At 30.4% G+C, this 13,522-nt stretch carries 13 protein-coding genes and 1 pseudogene; 10 read left to right on the top strand and 4 right to left on the bottom strand.

Features of this window, described 5'->3' with window-relative positions; all coding sequences use genetic code 11:
* Positions 1-75: 75 nt before the first annotated feature.
* The 3 genes and pseudogenes from ABWO04_RS06680 to ABWO04_RS06670 form a co-directional block, all read right to left on the bottom strand.
* Positions 76-1,134, bottom strand: coding sequence for a nucleoid-associated protein (locus ABWO04_RS06680; RefSeq protein WP_353078470.1), 1,059 nt, complete (start codon positions 1,132-1,134; stop codon positions 76-78).
* Positions 1,135-1,172: 38 nt separating this feature from the next.
* Positions 1,173-1,489: pseudogene (locus ABWO04_RS06675) on the bottom strand (four helix bundle protein).
* Between the two features lie 146 nt (positions 1,490-1,635).
* Positions 1,636-2,187: an IS1096 element passenger TnpR family protein gene (locus tag ABWO04_RS06670; RefSeq protein ID WP_353078468.1), complete on the bottom strand. Its 552-nt coding sequence runs from the start codon at positions 2,185-2,187 to the stop codon at positions 1,636-1,638.
* Between the two features lie 152 nt (positions 2,188-2,339).
* Here ABWO04_RS06670 and trxB point away from each other — a divergent pair, with 152 nt between their 5' ends.
* The 7 genes from trxB (at position 2,340) to nadD (ending at position 7,714) form a co-directional block, all read left to right on the top strand.
* The gene (trxB, locus tag ABWO04_RS06665) at positions 2,340-3,287 is read left to right on the top strand and encodes a thioredoxin-disulfide reductase (protein WP_353078466.1); all 948 of its coding nucleotides are present in this window, start codon (positions 2,340-2,342) and stop codon (positions 3,285-3,287) included.
* 116 nt (positions 3,288-3,403) lie between these two features.
* Entirely contained in the window at positions 3,404-4,141 is a 738-nt protein-coding gene (locus ABWO04_RS06660) for a DUF3298 domain-containing protein (RefSeq protein ID WP_353078464.1), read from the top strand.
* Between the two features lie 74 nt (positions 4,142-4,215).
* Positions 4,216-4,572, top strand: coding sequence for an arsenate reductase family protein (locus ABWO04_RS06655; protein WP_291241611.1), 357 nt, complete (start codon positions 4,216-4,218; stop codon positions 4,570-4,572).
* Positions 4,565-5,461, top strand: coding sequence for a DMT family transporter (locus ABWO04_RS06650; RefSeq protein ID WP_353078462.1), 897 nt, complete (start codon positions 4,565-4,567; stop codon positions 5,459-5,461). The genes ABWO04_RS06655 and ABWO04_RS06650 overlap by 8 nt, the downstream gene beginning before the upstream one ends.
* Positions 5,462-5,524: 63 nt before the next feature.
* The gene (locus ABWO04_RS06645; RefSeq protein ID WP_353078460.1) at positions 5,525-6,385 is read left to right on the top strand and encodes a YicC/YloC family endoribonuclease; all 861 of its coding nucleotides are present in this window, start codon (positions 5,525-5,527) and stop codon (positions 6,383-6,385) included.
* A 92-nt stretch (positions 6,386-6,477) separates the two neighbouring features.
* Positions 6,478-7,050 carry a guanylate kinase gene (gmk, locus tag ABWO04_RS06640; protein ID WP_353078458.1) on the top strand — a complete coding sequence of 191 codons (573 nt, stop codon included), beginning with the start codon at positions 6,478-6,480 and terminating at the stop codon, positions 7,048-7,050.
* A gap of 82 nt (positions 7,051-7,132) precedes the next feature.
* On the top strand, positions 7,133-7,714 hold the full coding sequence (gene nadD, locus ABWO04_RS06635; protein WP_353078457.1) for a nicotinate (nicotinamide) nucleotide adenylyltransferase: 582 nt from the start codon (positions 7,133-7,135) through the stop codon (positions 7,712-7,714).
* A gap of 5 nt (positions 7,715-7,719) precedes the next feature.
* Here the strand turns inward: nadD and ABWO04_RS06630 are convergent, their stop codons facing one another.
* The gene (locus tag ABWO04_RS06630) at positions 7,720-9,372 is read right to left on the bottom strand and encodes a S8 family serine peptidase (RefSeq protein ID WP_353078455.1); all 1,653 of its coding nucleotides are present in this window, start codon (positions 9,370-9,372) and stop codon (positions 7,720-7,722) included.
* A 226-nt stretch (positions 9,373-9,598) separates the two neighbouring features.
* Here ABWO04_RS06630 and ABWO04_RS06625 point away from each other — a divergent pair, with 226 nt between their 5' ends.
* The 3 genes from ABWO04_RS06625 to ABWO04_RS06615 form a co-directional block, all read left to right on the top strand.
* Entirely contained in the window at positions 9,599-10,765 is a 1,167-nt protein-coding gene (locus ABWO04_RS06625; RefSeq protein ID WP_353078453.1) for an iron-containing alcohol dehydrogenase, read from the top strand.
* A gap of 285 nt (positions 10,766-11,050) precedes the next feature.
* On the top strand, positions 11,051-12,046 hold the full coding sequence (locus tag ABWO04_RS06620) for an NAD(P)H-dependent glycerol-3-phosphate dehydrogenase (protein WP_353078451.1): 996 nt from the start codon (positions 11,051-11,053) through the stop codon (positions 12,044-12,046).
* Positions 12,047-12,145: 99 nt separating this feature from the next.
* A partial coding sequence (locus tag ABWO04_RS06615; protein WP_353078449.1) for a primosomal protein N' family DNA-binding protein occupies positions 12,146-13,522 on the top strand: 1,377 nt, incomplete at its 3' end.

Genomic DNA, 13,522 nt, shown 5'->3' with positions numbered 1-13,522 from the left:
CAAAATAGACAACGTAAAAGAATTGTTTAATTAAAAAAAATCCTCAATTAGAAGTAATTGAGGATTTTTTTATAATTATGATTTACTTTCTTTGTTAAAATAAACCAAGTAATAATACATTTGCTTTTCTTCATCCCAACCTTTTTCTACAAATTTTTCTGCACTTTCTGGGTTTATGAAGTCTAATTTAATTTGTATGTTGGTATCTAATTCGATAACATTTTTAAGTTTTCTACGAACATCAGTTACAGCAGCATTGGCAATTGCAAAATTAGAAACATCTTCAATGCTATATTTTGCTCCTTTGTCAACTTTATAATTTCTAAATTCTGGAATCAAATCAGGGTTGTTAATTACATCATTTAAAAATGCGGTTTCTTCAAATTCGTCATTTTTTGCAAAATGGTTTACCGCACGATTCATAAATAGCACTTCTTCTTTCTTGTCTTCTGCAGGTAAAACAACTTCTTTAGCAAAATCTTTACAAAATTGTAAGTACTTTTTAGTCATAAATGTTTCATCTTGAAAAACATCTACGCTTAAAAAATGTTCTAACCAGTAACGCGCATCATATCTATTGCTATCAACGGTTAATATTTTGTAACCTTCCTCTTTTTTGTAATTGAAAATCAAACAGCCTTTATCTAACTTGTTTAAGTTGATTCCGTCTTGTAAAATCATTTCTAGATTACTTCCACTTTCTTTAAATTGTAAAAAGTCGGTTTTAATTTCACTCTTAAATACACCTATAGCATCTACAACATTGTTATCTATAGAAACATTTGTTAAATAAGCAACATAAACTTCACCACTTTTAATATGCGGATGGTTGGATTGTTCAAATAAATGTTGTGTAATTTTTTTTGAAACGTTATGTATTTCGCTTGGCTTATTAAATACTTCAGTAGCTAAATTGAACATTTCATTGTATTCTAAATCGACCTCATGTGCGAATTGAAAATAGTTTTCTTCTTTTTCGCGAAAAGCTTTAAAAAAATACTCTTTTAAAATCGGCATAATTTCATCATTCAACGTGTACGGATTTTCAGAAAGAAAAATTGGTTCTTCTTTGTGTTTGTTTCCAACTCGGTGAATAGAAAGGTTTTCTACGTGTGTATTAAATAAATTTATCATTTTTTATAAGTTGCTAAGTAGCATAGATGCTAAGTTTCTTAGTTGTTTTTAATTTTGTTTGTAAATGAGACTATCATTCTTTCTAATTCTCTGGTATCTTCATACAAGTTGTTAAAAGTTTCTTCGTCTAAATAAATTATGTTTTTTGCTATTTCTAATTGTGTTTGTAATTCAAATAATGAACCAATTGATATTTTTAGAAAACGCAATAACTCTTTGCTACTTTCTTTTCTAATCCTTCAGCAATATTACTTGAAATTGAAATTGCACTTCTTTTTATTTGTGATGTTAATCCCAAAACTTCTTCTTTTGGAAAGTTATTAGTTACAGTGTATACTTTAGTAACCAAAACCATTGATTTTTGTCAAATAAGAAGATTCCTAAAGTTACTCATTTTGTTTTAAATTTTATATGGCGTATATTTTTATAGGATTAAATGTTTTTTCGAGGGTTTTTCTTAGTTACTATGAAACTTAGCTTCTTAGCAACTTAAAAAAAAAACTAATTCCAGTTCTCTTCAAATCCTTGATCTTCGTACGATTCAGAATCGCCATAAGCATCCAAATCATCCTCGTCTAAATCATCTTCAAACTCATTAAACAAATCTTCGTTTTCTAAATCGCCGCCTCTAAAGCCACTTGTAGTAGCTTCGTCGGGCAAAATTCCGTGAGAAAATAATAGTGCAGGGTATATGGTTTCTTCTTTTTTTGCTTCTATTGCAGCTAATTCAACAAAAAATGTCCACATAGAGAATAAATCATAAACATAAACTAATTTGGTATTTTGTTCGTGAACTAAATCGTCTAATTTATATTCGGCCATTGTTTTTATTTCACCAGTAATATCTCCGGTATCAAACATTGGAATACCGTCTTCTTCATGCCAAGCCCAATCGTCACCACAAGTATAAAAAGCACCTACTTCTGTTCCATCAAAACCAAATGCATTTACTAAAGCATTGTGTAAATCTTCTAAGCTGTCTTTGGAATCAATGGCAATGTCTCTAAAAACATCTTCTTCATTATCTAAAATGGCTCTAAACTTATAAATCATAATGTGTAATTTTAAAAAACAAAAGTAATCAATATTTAAAACTTTTATTATTCAAAATTACGATTGTTGATAAATAGTTTATCGAATTAAATGATAAAGGAAAAAATGTTTTTTGAATTTACTATTTTTGCTTAGAAATAAAATATATTATCATGTCAAACGAAATAGAAAAAGTAAAATGCCTTATTATAGGTTCTGGTCCAGCAGGATATACTGCAGCAATATATGCAGCTAGAGCAAATATGAATCCTGTTTTATACCAAGGAACACAACCAGGTGGACAATTAACAACCACGAATGAAGTGGAAAACTGGCCAGGAAATCCTGAAGGAATTACGGGTCCTGAAATGATGATTGGTTTACAAAAGCAAGCACAACGTTTTGGAACAGATGTTCGTGATGGCTGGGCTACAAAAGTAGATTTTAGTGCTGAACCACATAAAATTTGGATTAATGACACAAAAGAAATTCATGCTGATACGGTTATTATTTCAACTGGTGCTACAGCAAAATATTTAGGATTACCTTCAGAACAACATTATCTTCAAACTGGAGGTGGCGTTTCAGCTTGCGCAGTTTGCGATGGTTTTTTCTATAGAAACCAAGAAGTGGTAATTGTTGGAGCAGGGGATAGTGCTTGTGAAGAAGCACATTATTTATCTAAATTATGTAAAAAAGTTACCATGTTAGTTAGAAGTGAAAAATTTAGAGCTTCTAAAATTATGGAACAACGTGTAAAAAATACCGAAAATATTACTATCTTAATGAATCATGATACGGTGGAAGTTTTAGGTGACGGACAAGTAGTTACAGGTGTTAAAGCTAAAAACAAAACTACAAATGAAGACTTTGAGATTCCAGCAACTGGATTTTTCGTAGCGATTGGTCATAAACCAAATACAGATATTTTTGCAGATTATTTAACATTAGATGAAACCGGTTATATAATAAACGTACCAGGTTCATCAAAAACAAACATACCGGGAGTTTTTGTTGGTGGCGATGCAGCAGATCACGTGTATAGACAAGCTATAACAGCTGCAGGAACAGGCTGTATGGCGGCTTTAGACGCAGAGAGATATTTGGCAAGTAAACACTAATTTTATTAGGATATATTCACACAAAAATCGGATTTTATATCCGATTTTTTGTTTTAAATACTTAAGTTGGCTCGATTTTTGATAAGTTAATTTAACGAATAACTTCGCAAAATGTAATGAAACATTTACTTATTATTTTACTCTTCTTATTTTTTGGATGTGCTCAGCCATTGGTTTTTGTTCGCAAGCAATATAATTCTTCTTATCAACCAAATTATACTACCAGTTATAATTCTGCAAATATTAAAATGGAAGTTTTAGAAGCTAAAAATGATGATAATATAAATAAAATTATTTTCGAAAATATTAAAGAACTCTCTAATTTTATTGATAGTCAGAATTTAACCATTACGAATTATAATCAATTGACGAATGGTTTTGTAGATGTTTATAAAAACGCCAAAAATAGTAAGCCAGAAAATAATTTAAAAAATTGGAATTTTGAATTGGAGTCAAATGTTGAGTTTGAAACAGAAGAATTTGTCAATATTGGTATCAATTATTCCACTTCTTATGATGATTTGCATAGTTTTGGAGGAAAACGTTCATTGGTTTTTAATAAACTAACTGGTGCGCAATTGAAGAACGAGGATATCTTTTCAAATCTTCACTTAGTTTCAAAATTAGTTGAGGCAAAATTTAGAGCAAAATATAATGTAAATGCTGCTTTAAGTCTTAATAAACAAGGATATTGTTTCGAAAATAATTCTTTTTATCTTACAAATAATATATTTTTTACTATTGAGGGTGTTAAATTCTTGTATAATATCAATGAAATTTCTTCTTACGAAAAAGGTTCGTTTGAAGTAATTTTAACCTATCAAGAAATTGATAAATACTTATTAATTAAATAAAGTCTTTTTTTCAACAAAAATAACTTTCTTACCTTTGTGTTTTAAATTTCTTTAAAGAAACTAATTTAGCACAAATGCGAAAAATATATTACCTCGCTTCTTGCGATACTTGCAGAAAAATAATTAAGTCATTACCTTCAAATGCAAATTTAGAGTTTCACGATATTCGTCAAAATCCTATCACCATAGCAGAATTAGAATTTATGCACCAGCTTTCTGGTAGTTATGAAGCTCTTTTTAGTAAAAAAGCGCAATTATATAAAGAAAAAGGATTGAAAAACTTATCCCTTACAGAAGCAGATTATAAAAATTATATTCTGGAACATTATACCTTTTTGAGTCGCCCAGTTGTGGTGTTAGAAAATGAAATTTTCATAGGAAATAGTCAGCCAAATATATTAAAATTGCAAAAGGCTTTAAGTAATGAGTAGTCGATCTTGGGCTTTACTATGTGCTTGGATTGTAGCTATTATTTATGGAGTAACTTTTACCGTTGCCAAGGATGTAATGCCAAAGTATGTTGATGCTTATGGATTTATTGTAATGCGAGTTGCCGGTGCTACTATATTATTTTGGTTGGTTTCTTTTCTCGGACCGAAAGAAAAAATTGCAAAAAACGATTTTCTTCGCATTGCCGCTTGTGCCTTTTTTGGTGTTGCTTTCAATATGCTAACATTTTTTAAAGGATTAAGTTATACCTCACCAATTATGGGTGCCGTTTTAATGGTTACCACACCTATGATTGTTTTAGTGCTTTCTGCTATACTTATGAAAGAAAGAATGCAATCGAAAAAAGTTATTGGTATACTTTTAGGATTAGCAGGTACAATAACCTTAATTTTATATGGTAAAGATTTAAATAATGCACCAAATGCCACTTTAGGAAATTTATTAGTATTTGTAAATGCCGTTTCATATGCTTTTTATTTAATTTTTGTAAAGAAGTTAATGGATAAATACAACGCATTTACGTTTGTAAAATACATTTATTTGTTCGGGTTTTTTATGGTGTTACCATTTGGATATAATGAGTTACAACTGGTAAACTGGAACGAAATTCCTTTAGATGTTAGTCTAAAAATTGCTTTTGTAGTTGTTTTTTCTACCTTTTTCACTTATTTGCTAAACTTAATTTCGATGCGAAATTTAAAACCAACAACAGTTGCTGTTTTTATTTATTTGCAACCTTTTTTTGCTACAATTTTTGCTATTGGTTTAGGAAAAGACAATTTGAATGTAGTAAAAATAGTTTCTGCAATATTAATTTTTGTTGGGGTTTATTTGGTGATTCATAAAAAGAAAGAGACTCGTAACGACTAATCACTATTCACTTTTTACTAATCACTAAAAAAACTTATCTTTACACTTTATTAGAAAAAATATATGATATTATCAATGACCGGTTTTGGTAAAGCAAGTTTGCAATTATCAACCAAAAAAATTACAGTAGAAGTTAAATCTTTAAATAGCAAAGGACTCGACTTAAATACGCGTATGCCTTCTGTTTATAGAGAAAACGAATTGGCTTTAAGAAATCTTTTAGCGCTTAAATTGGAGAGAGGAAAAGTCGATTTTTCATTATATGTTGAGGTAACTGGAGAAGATACTTCATCTAAAATAAATGCGCCAATTGTAAAAGCATATATGGCTCAGTTGAAAACTATTCTGCCAAACGCTGACGATACAGAATTGATGAAAATGGCAATTCGTATGCCTGATACGATGAAAACGGAGCGTGAAGAAATAGACGAAAATGAATGGAAGCAAATTCAGATTGTAATTGATGAAGCGATTGAAAATATGTTGTCTTTTAGAAAATCAGAAGGTGCTTCTTTAGAGAAAGAATTTACGTTACGTATCGAAAATATCAGAAATTATATGAATCAGGCATTAGTTTTAGATCCTGAAAGAGTAAATAACATTAAAGAACGTTTACAAACCGCAATTGACGAGTTAAAAGTAAATGTAGATACGAATCGTTTTGAGCAAGAACTTATTTATTATTTAGAAAAATTAGATATCACTGAGGAAAAAGTTCGTTTAACCAATCATTTAGATTATTTCTTACAAACGTTAAACGGAAGTGAAGCCAACGGAAGAAAATTAGGTTTTATAACTCAAGAAATGGGTCGAGAGATCAATACTATGGGATCTAAATCAAACCACGCTGGAATGCAAAAATTGGTTGTAATGATGAAAGACGAATTAGAAAAAATTAAGGAGCAAGTACTGAACGTTCTTTAAAGCTATATGCCGTAAGCATTAAGCTTTAGGCAAAAGTTAAATATAAAATTAAAGCTTATAGCATATTGCTTAAAGCCAAAAGCTTAAAAAAAATGAATCAAGGAAAATTATTAGTTTTCTCAGCTCCGTCAGGGTCAGGAAAAACAACTATAGTAAGACATTTATTAGAACAGGAAGATTTAAATTTAGAATTTTCTATTTCTTGCACCACACGTGAACCAAGAGGCGAAGAAGTACACGGCAAAGATTATTATTATATTTCTTTAGAAGAATTTAAAAAACACATTAAAGCGGAAGATTTCGTGGAATGGGAAGAAGTGTACCGGGATAATTTCTACGGAACTTTAAAAAGCGAAGTCGAACGCATTTGGGCAAAAGGTAAAAATGTTATTTTTGATATTGATGTGGCGGGCGGACTTCGAATAAAATCGAAATTCAAGCAAGAAACATTGGCAGTATTTGTAAAACCACCAAGTATTGACGAGTTAAAAATTAGACTAAAAAAACGTTCTACAGAAAGTGACGATAAAATTAATATGCGTATTGCAAAAGCATCAGTAGAATTAGCCACAGCGCCTCAATTTGACACCATTATAAAAAATTACGATTTAGATGTTGCCAAAGTTGATGCATATAATTTAGTTAAGGAATTTGTGAATAAATAGGTATTAGGTAATGGGTTAAGGGTAAAAGTAATTTATCCTGTAAACCCAACACCCAACACCCAACACCCAACACCTAAAAAAAATGAAAATAGGTTTATATTTCGGAACGTTTAATCCCATACATATTGGGCATTTAATTATTGCCAATCATATGGCGGAGCATTCGGATTTAGATCAAATTTGGTTTGTGGTAACACCGCACAATCCGCACAAACAAAAAAACACTCTTTTAGACGATTACCATCGCTTGCATATGGTGCATTTGGCAACGGAAGATTTTTCAAAAATTAAACCTTCGGATATTGAGTTTAAATTGCCACAGCCCAATTATACCATTAACACTTTGGTGCATTTACAAGAGAAACATCCGGATTACGAATTTTCTTTAATTATGGGTGAAGACAATTTGAATTCATTTCACAAATGGAAAAATTACGAAGCTATTTTACAACATCATCACATTTATGTGTATCCACGACTACATAGTGGAGAAATAAATACACAATTTGATAATCATACTAAAATTCATAAAATAAATGCGCCAGTTGTTGAGCTATCTTCAACTTTTATTCGTGAAAATATTAAAAACAATAAAAATGTTGTGCCTATGTTACCACATAAAGTTTGGGAATATGTTGAACACAATTTATTTTATAAGAAGTAATGGAATTAATTGGCAATAATTTTTATGGTTTTTTTATAATCATCATTTTTTAAAACTAGTATATAATTCCCTTTAGGATAATTAAAATCTATTTCGTTCTTTCCTTCATTAATTATAATTCTTTCATCTTTCATTAATTTACCATCGTATGAATACACTTCTAAATTAAAATTAGTATGGTAATTTCTAGAAAAAAACTCGAATTTTTTATTGTTAATAGGATTTTTGTATGTAAATTCTTGTTTATTATTTACAAGATTTAAATTGCTTAGTGTTTGAAAAGCACTATTTGCATTAACACGTCCCCAACCCATATATACATCAAATCCAAGAACATCTTCATTTGCAGCTCCCACTTGATCTTGAGCAGTATTTTTTAATATGTTTTTTATTTGTAAAGGAGTTAAATTTGGATTAGAAGAGCGTAAAAGAGAAGCGACTCCCGCAACTAAAGGAGTAGCTTGAGATGTTCCACCCCAATAACCATTATAATTTGTATCTGAAGTATGACTTAAACCATAAATATAATTGCCTGGAGCCACTAATGTTAAGTGATTACCATAATTGCTTCCAGAGGTAGCACTCCAAAAAAATGGTGAAGTTCGGTCATCATCAGAATCAGTAGAGCCTACTGCAATAATATCCATCGAACTTGCATATCCAGCAGGATAATAGGTTGTATTGTTGTTAAAATTCATCATGCATGCTACAAATACTACATTATTTGTTATTGCATATTGAACTGCGTTTTGCAAGGTTATACTATTTCCAGTTCCACCAATAGACATACTAATGATTTTTGCTCCTTTATCAACTGCATAGTATATTGAATTTGCCATCCATGAGTATTGACCACTGTTATTCGCATCTAATACTTTTAATGGCATTAACTTTGAATTCCAATTTACACCTGCATAACCAATTCCATTGTTACCTTTTGCTAATAATATTCCTGTGCAATTAGTTCCGTGTCCATAATCATCTGTAGCATTATTGTCATTGTTTGCGTAATCCCAACCATTAACATCATCTATTAAACCATTATTATCATTATCAACTCCATCATTCGCAATTTCACTGGAATTTGTCCATATTCTACCTGATAACTCAGGATGACTTAGCCTAAATCCAGTGTCTGGAACGGCTACAATTAGATTTGGATCACCAGTTTCAATATCCCAAGCTAAATCAATATCTGCGTCAGCATCATTTTCAGAAACAAAAGGCATTCCTGAAATATTAAAACTACCATTGTTAATTATTCCCCATTGTCGATTAAAAAGTGCATCATTTGGGGTTTGAATTGCATCTGATTTTTTTCCACCTCCTTCAGATAAATAATCGGGCTCAACATAAATTATTTCTGGATAAGTCTTTAAAAGTTTTATACTTTTTGTTACATTTATTTCATTTTTAAATTCAATTTGAAACACAAATGTTTTTTCAGCTTGACCTATTGGAATAATTTTTTTTATTTGATTTCTACTTAACCAATTGTCTATTTTTGAAATTGCGAAAACATTATTTTTTAAATCCAATTTAGAAATACTCCATAGTTCAGAATTTAATTTTAAAATTAATGATTTTGAGTTGTAATTTTCTTGACTAATTAAATAATTAGTAAATAAAAATATAGATAAAATAATTATTTTTTTCATATTTAAATATTATTAAGATTAAATAACATCAATAATTTGGACTAATTTTATAAAATAAAATTGTAAGAAAAAATTAATCTCATTTAATACAAAAATAAGAAATATAATTTAAATCATTGAATGTATTAAATTAATGGTTTTGTAATAAATTTTTGTTAAAGCTTTTTAACTAATTAATTATTATTAATTTCATTTTGTAAATTTGAAATAATTAATTAAATATATCATGTTAAACTTCGAGTTATACAATCCTACCAATTATATTTTTGGTAAAAATCAAATAGAAAAATTAGCGAATTTAATTCCAGCCCATGAAAAAGTTCTTTTAGCGTATGGTGGTGGAAGTATTTTTAAAAATGGCATTCATAAACAAGTAACGGAACACTTAAAAGGTTTTGAAGTTATTGAATTTGGAGGTATCGAACCCAATCCGCATTTTGAAACTTTAATGAAAGCCGTAGAAATTATTCGTACCGAAAAAATCACTTTTATTTTAGCTGTAGGCGGTGGAAGTGTTATTGATGGGGTGAAATTTATTTCAGGTGCTGTAAATTATGAAGGAAATGCAGTTGATATATTAAAAAACAGAATTTTATTTAAAGATATTTCAAAAGTAATTCCTTTCGGAACTGTTTTAACATTACCTGCTACAGGTTCTGAAATGAATTCAGGTGCCGTAATTACTATTGAAGCTACACAAGAAAAACTAACATTAGGTGGAAGTGCTTTGTTTCCACAATTTTCTATTTGCGATCCAACAGTAATACAATCGTTACCTAAAAGACAACTTCAAAATGGCGTAGTTGATGCTTTTACTCACGTATTAGAGCAGTATTTAACGTATCCTCAAGACGCGCTATTACAAGACCGAATTTCAGAAGGTATATTACAAACATTAGTTGAAATAGGTCCGAAAGTAGTTGAAAATCCTACAGATTATAAATTAGCATCGAATTTTATGTGGTGTGCTACAATGGCATTAAATGGATTGATACAAAAAGGAGTAGCATCAGATTGGGCAACACACATGATTGGTCATGAATTAACTGCTTTGTACGGAATTGACCATGCAAGAACATTAGCCATCGTTGGTCCGAATTTATATCGAGTGATGTTTGATTCTAAAAAAGAAAAATTAGCACAATTTGGTGAAAGAGTTTTTAATATAAAAGGAAATTCAACGGAAGAAATTGCTGAAAAAGCTATTGATAAATTGGTATCGTTCTTACAAGAAATGGGAATGGAAACGAAACTTTCTCAAGCAACTACAAATTATTCCGACACCGCCAATTTCATTGTAAACCGCTTTGAAGAAAGAGGTTGGAAAGCCTTAGGCGAAAAACAAAACATTACTTTAGATAAAGTAAGAGAAATTGTTGAAATGAGTTATTAATGAAAGTGAAAAGTATCAAAGTAACATAGTAAAAAAAGCGTCTAAGAAATTAATCTTGAGACGCTTTTTACAAACAAAAAACTACTAACTAAACTACTTTTATTATTTTTTAATCGATATAATATTATTTTCAATAGTCGTGCCAGAAAATACATCTTCACAAATAATTAACATTTTTTAAGGTTTTTTACTATTGATTTCGTCATACATATTAATATTGAAATTGATATCACTATTGCATATTGCTATTCAAAAGTGTATTTTTGGAGTTCATAATTTTAGAAAATGAAAAGCAACAAAAAATTTGCAGTTATAGGAGGCGGAAGTTGGGCAACAGCTATTGCCAAAATGTTATGTGAAAATCAAGAAAAAATAGCTTGGTACATGCGAAGCACGTATGCTTTAGAACATTTGAAACAGCAAAAACACAATCCAAATTATCTGAGTTCAGTTGCTTTTGATACGAATAAATTGCAATTGACAAACGATATTAACGAAGCCATTCAATTTGCTGATGTGGTAATTTTTGCAATACCATCTGCGTTTTTAAGTGCCGAATTAGAAAAAATGACAGCATCTTTAGAAGGAAAAATAATTTTTTCTGCTATTAAAGGTATTGTTCCAGAAACAAGTTTAATTGTAGGCGAACATTTTCATAATATTTTTTCAATTCCTTACGAAAATATTGGAGTAATTACAGGACCTTGTCATGCAGAAGAAGTAGCGTTAGAGCGTTTGTCGTATTTAACAATTGCTTGTGCAGACGAAGAAAAAGCCAAATATGTTGCTAAAAATTTAGCGTCGTATTATATAAAGACTAAAACGTCCGATGATATTGTAGGAACTGAATATGCAGCGGTTTTAAAGAATATTTATTCTATTGCAGCAGGTATTGCTCACGGTTTGGGTTATGGAGATAATTTTCAAGCGGTTTTAATGAGTAACGCCATTCGTGAAATGAAAAAATTCATTCGAAAAGTTCATAAAATGAAACGTAATATTAACGACTCGGCTTATTTGGGCGATTTGTTAGTAACGGGATATTCCGTTTTTTCGAGAAACCGAATGTTTGGAAACATGATAGGGAAGGGCTATACCGTAAAATCTGCTCAAATGGAAATGAGTATGGTTGCTGAAGGCTATTACGCCGTAAAAAGTGCTTACAATCTAAATTTAGAATACAAAGCCAAAACCCCAATTATTGACGCGGTTTATCAAATTTTATATGAAGGTAAAAACGCTAAAAATATATTTAGTAAATTAACCGAAAAGTTGGATTAGTTAAAAGGGTTCAAGGTTAATGGCAAAAGGAATAAGTTTCGTTTTTCGTATATTAACTCAATACCCAATACCCTTCACCCAAAACCCTATACCAAAAAAATGTACTTCATCAACGTCATTCTTCCTTTAAATCTTGATAAAACGTTTACGTATTCCGTAAATGTTGAAGAATACAAGTTCTTGCAACCAGGAATGCGCGTTACGGTTCCTTTTGGAAAAACAAAAGTGTATACGGCTATGGTAGTTGAAAAACATACCCAACCACCTGTTTTATATGAAGCCAAAGAAATCAGCCAAATTATAGATGAGGTTCCTATTGTAAATGAAATTCAACTAAAGCATTGGCAATGGATTGCGTCGTATTATATGTGTGCAATTGGCGAAGTTTTTAAAGCAGCATTACCTTCCGGATTGATTTTAGAAAGTGAAACGATGATTTCTTCTTCGCATACAGAATCAGACAAAACATTGGCTACAGATGAAGAATTTTTAGTCTTAGAAGCTTTAGAAAATAAATCATCCATTACAATTTCGGAAATATCACAGATACTTAATAAGAAAAATGTAATACCAATTGTTCAAAGCTTGTTAGCTAAAGGTTTGCTTACGATGCAAGATGAGGTGCAAGACAATTACAAACCCAAATTGGTAAAATATATTAAACTTCAAGAAGAATTTTTACAACAAGAAAAATTGCAAGAATTACTTGAAATATTAGTTAAAGCAAAAAAGCAAAAAGAAATTGTTTTATCGTATTTTCAATTGCAAGCGACAGAGAAAAAGCCAATTGCTGCAAAATTGTTAATCGATACTTCTGGAGTAGGTGCAGCAGTAATTAAATCTTTAGTCGACAAACAAATTTTTGAAGAATATTATATCAATACAGATCGTATTTCCTTCGAAAAAGAGGAAAATTACGAAATACAATTAAGTGCATCGCAACAAATTGCTTTAGAAAATATTCAGGATCAATTCACCCGATTTGATGTTAATTTATTTCACGGAGTAACCGCTTCTGGTAAAACGGAAGTCTATATTAAACTTATTGAAGCATTTTTACAACAAGACAAACAAGTATTATTTTTATTGCCAGAAATCGCTTTAACTACGCAATTAGTTCAACGATTATCCGCTTATTTTGGAAATCAAATTGCGGTTTTTCACTCGAAATACAATTCCAATGAACGTGTGGAAGTATACAATCACGTGTTGCAAAATTCTGAAAAAGCAAAAGTCGTTTTAGGTGTTCGAAGTGCTTTGTTTTTGCCGTTTTCTAATTTAGGTTTAATTGTGGTTGATGAAGAACACGAGGCCACCTATAAACAACAAGATCCTGCGCCACGTTATCACGCCCGAGATGCGGCTATTGTTTTAGCAAAATTTCATAATGCGAAAGTTTTATTAGGAAGTGCTACGCCAAGTTTAGAATCGTATCATAATGCCAAAACCAATAAATATGGTTTAATTGAGTTGTTT

It is taken from the genome of Flavobacterium sp. (assembly GCF_040382755.1).
Taxonomy (GTDB): domain Bacteria; phylum Bacteroidota; class Bacteroidia; order Flavobacteriales; family Flavobacteriaceae; genus Flavobacterium.
Note: the sequence above shows the minus strand (reverse complement) of the source record. Positions and strands in the feature narration are given on the sequence as shown.

Bases quoted from the DNA above. Each gene is read 5' to 3' on its own strand.
- ABWO04_RS06680 (WP_353078470.1), bottom strand. From the start codon at position 1,134: ATGATAAATTTATTTAATACACACGTAGAAAACCTTTCTATTCACCGA.
- ABWO04_RS06670 (WP_353078468.1), bottom strand. From the start codon at position 2,187: ATGATTTATAAGTTTAGAGCCATTTTAGATAATGAAGAAGATGTTTTT.
- trxB (WP_353078466.1), top strand. From the start codon at position 2,340: ATGTCAAACGAAATAGAAAAAGTAAAATGCCTTATTATAGGTTCTGGT.
- ABWO04_RS06660 (WP_353078464.1), top strand. From the start codon at position 3,404: ATGAAACATTTACTTATTATTTTACTCTTCTTATTTTTTGGATGTGCT.
- ABWO04_RS06655 (WP_291241611.1), top strand. From the start codon at position 4,216: ATGCGAAAAATATATTACCTCGCTTCTTGCGATACTTGCAGAAAAATA.
- ABWO04_RS06650 (WP_353078462.1), top strand. From the start codon at position 4,565: ATGAGTAGTCGATCTTGGGCTTTACTATGTGCTTGGATTGTAGCTATT.
- ABWO04_RS06645 (WP_353078460.1), top strand. From the start codon at position 5,525: ATGATATTATCAATGACCGGTTTTGGTAAAGCAAGTTTGCAATTATCA.
- gmk (WP_353078458.1), top strand. From the start codon at position 6,478: ATGAATCAAGGAAAATTATTAGTTTTCTCAGCTCCGTCAGGGTCAGGA.
- nadD (WP_353078457.1), top strand. From the start codon at position 7,133: ATGAAAATAGGTTTATATTTCGGAACGTTTAATCCCATACATATTGGG.
- ABWO04_RS06630 (WP_353078455.1), bottom strand. From the start codon at position 9,372: ATGAAAAAAATAATTATTTTATCTATATTTTTATTTACTAATTATTTA.
- ABWO04_RS06625 (WP_353078453.1), top strand. From the start codon at position 9,599: ATGTTAAACTTCGAGTTATACAATCCTACCAATTATATTTTTGGTAAA.
- ABWO04_RS06620 (WP_353078451.1), top strand. From the start codon at position 11,051: ATGAAAAGCAACAAAAAATTTGCAGTTATAGGAGGCGGAAGTTGGGCA.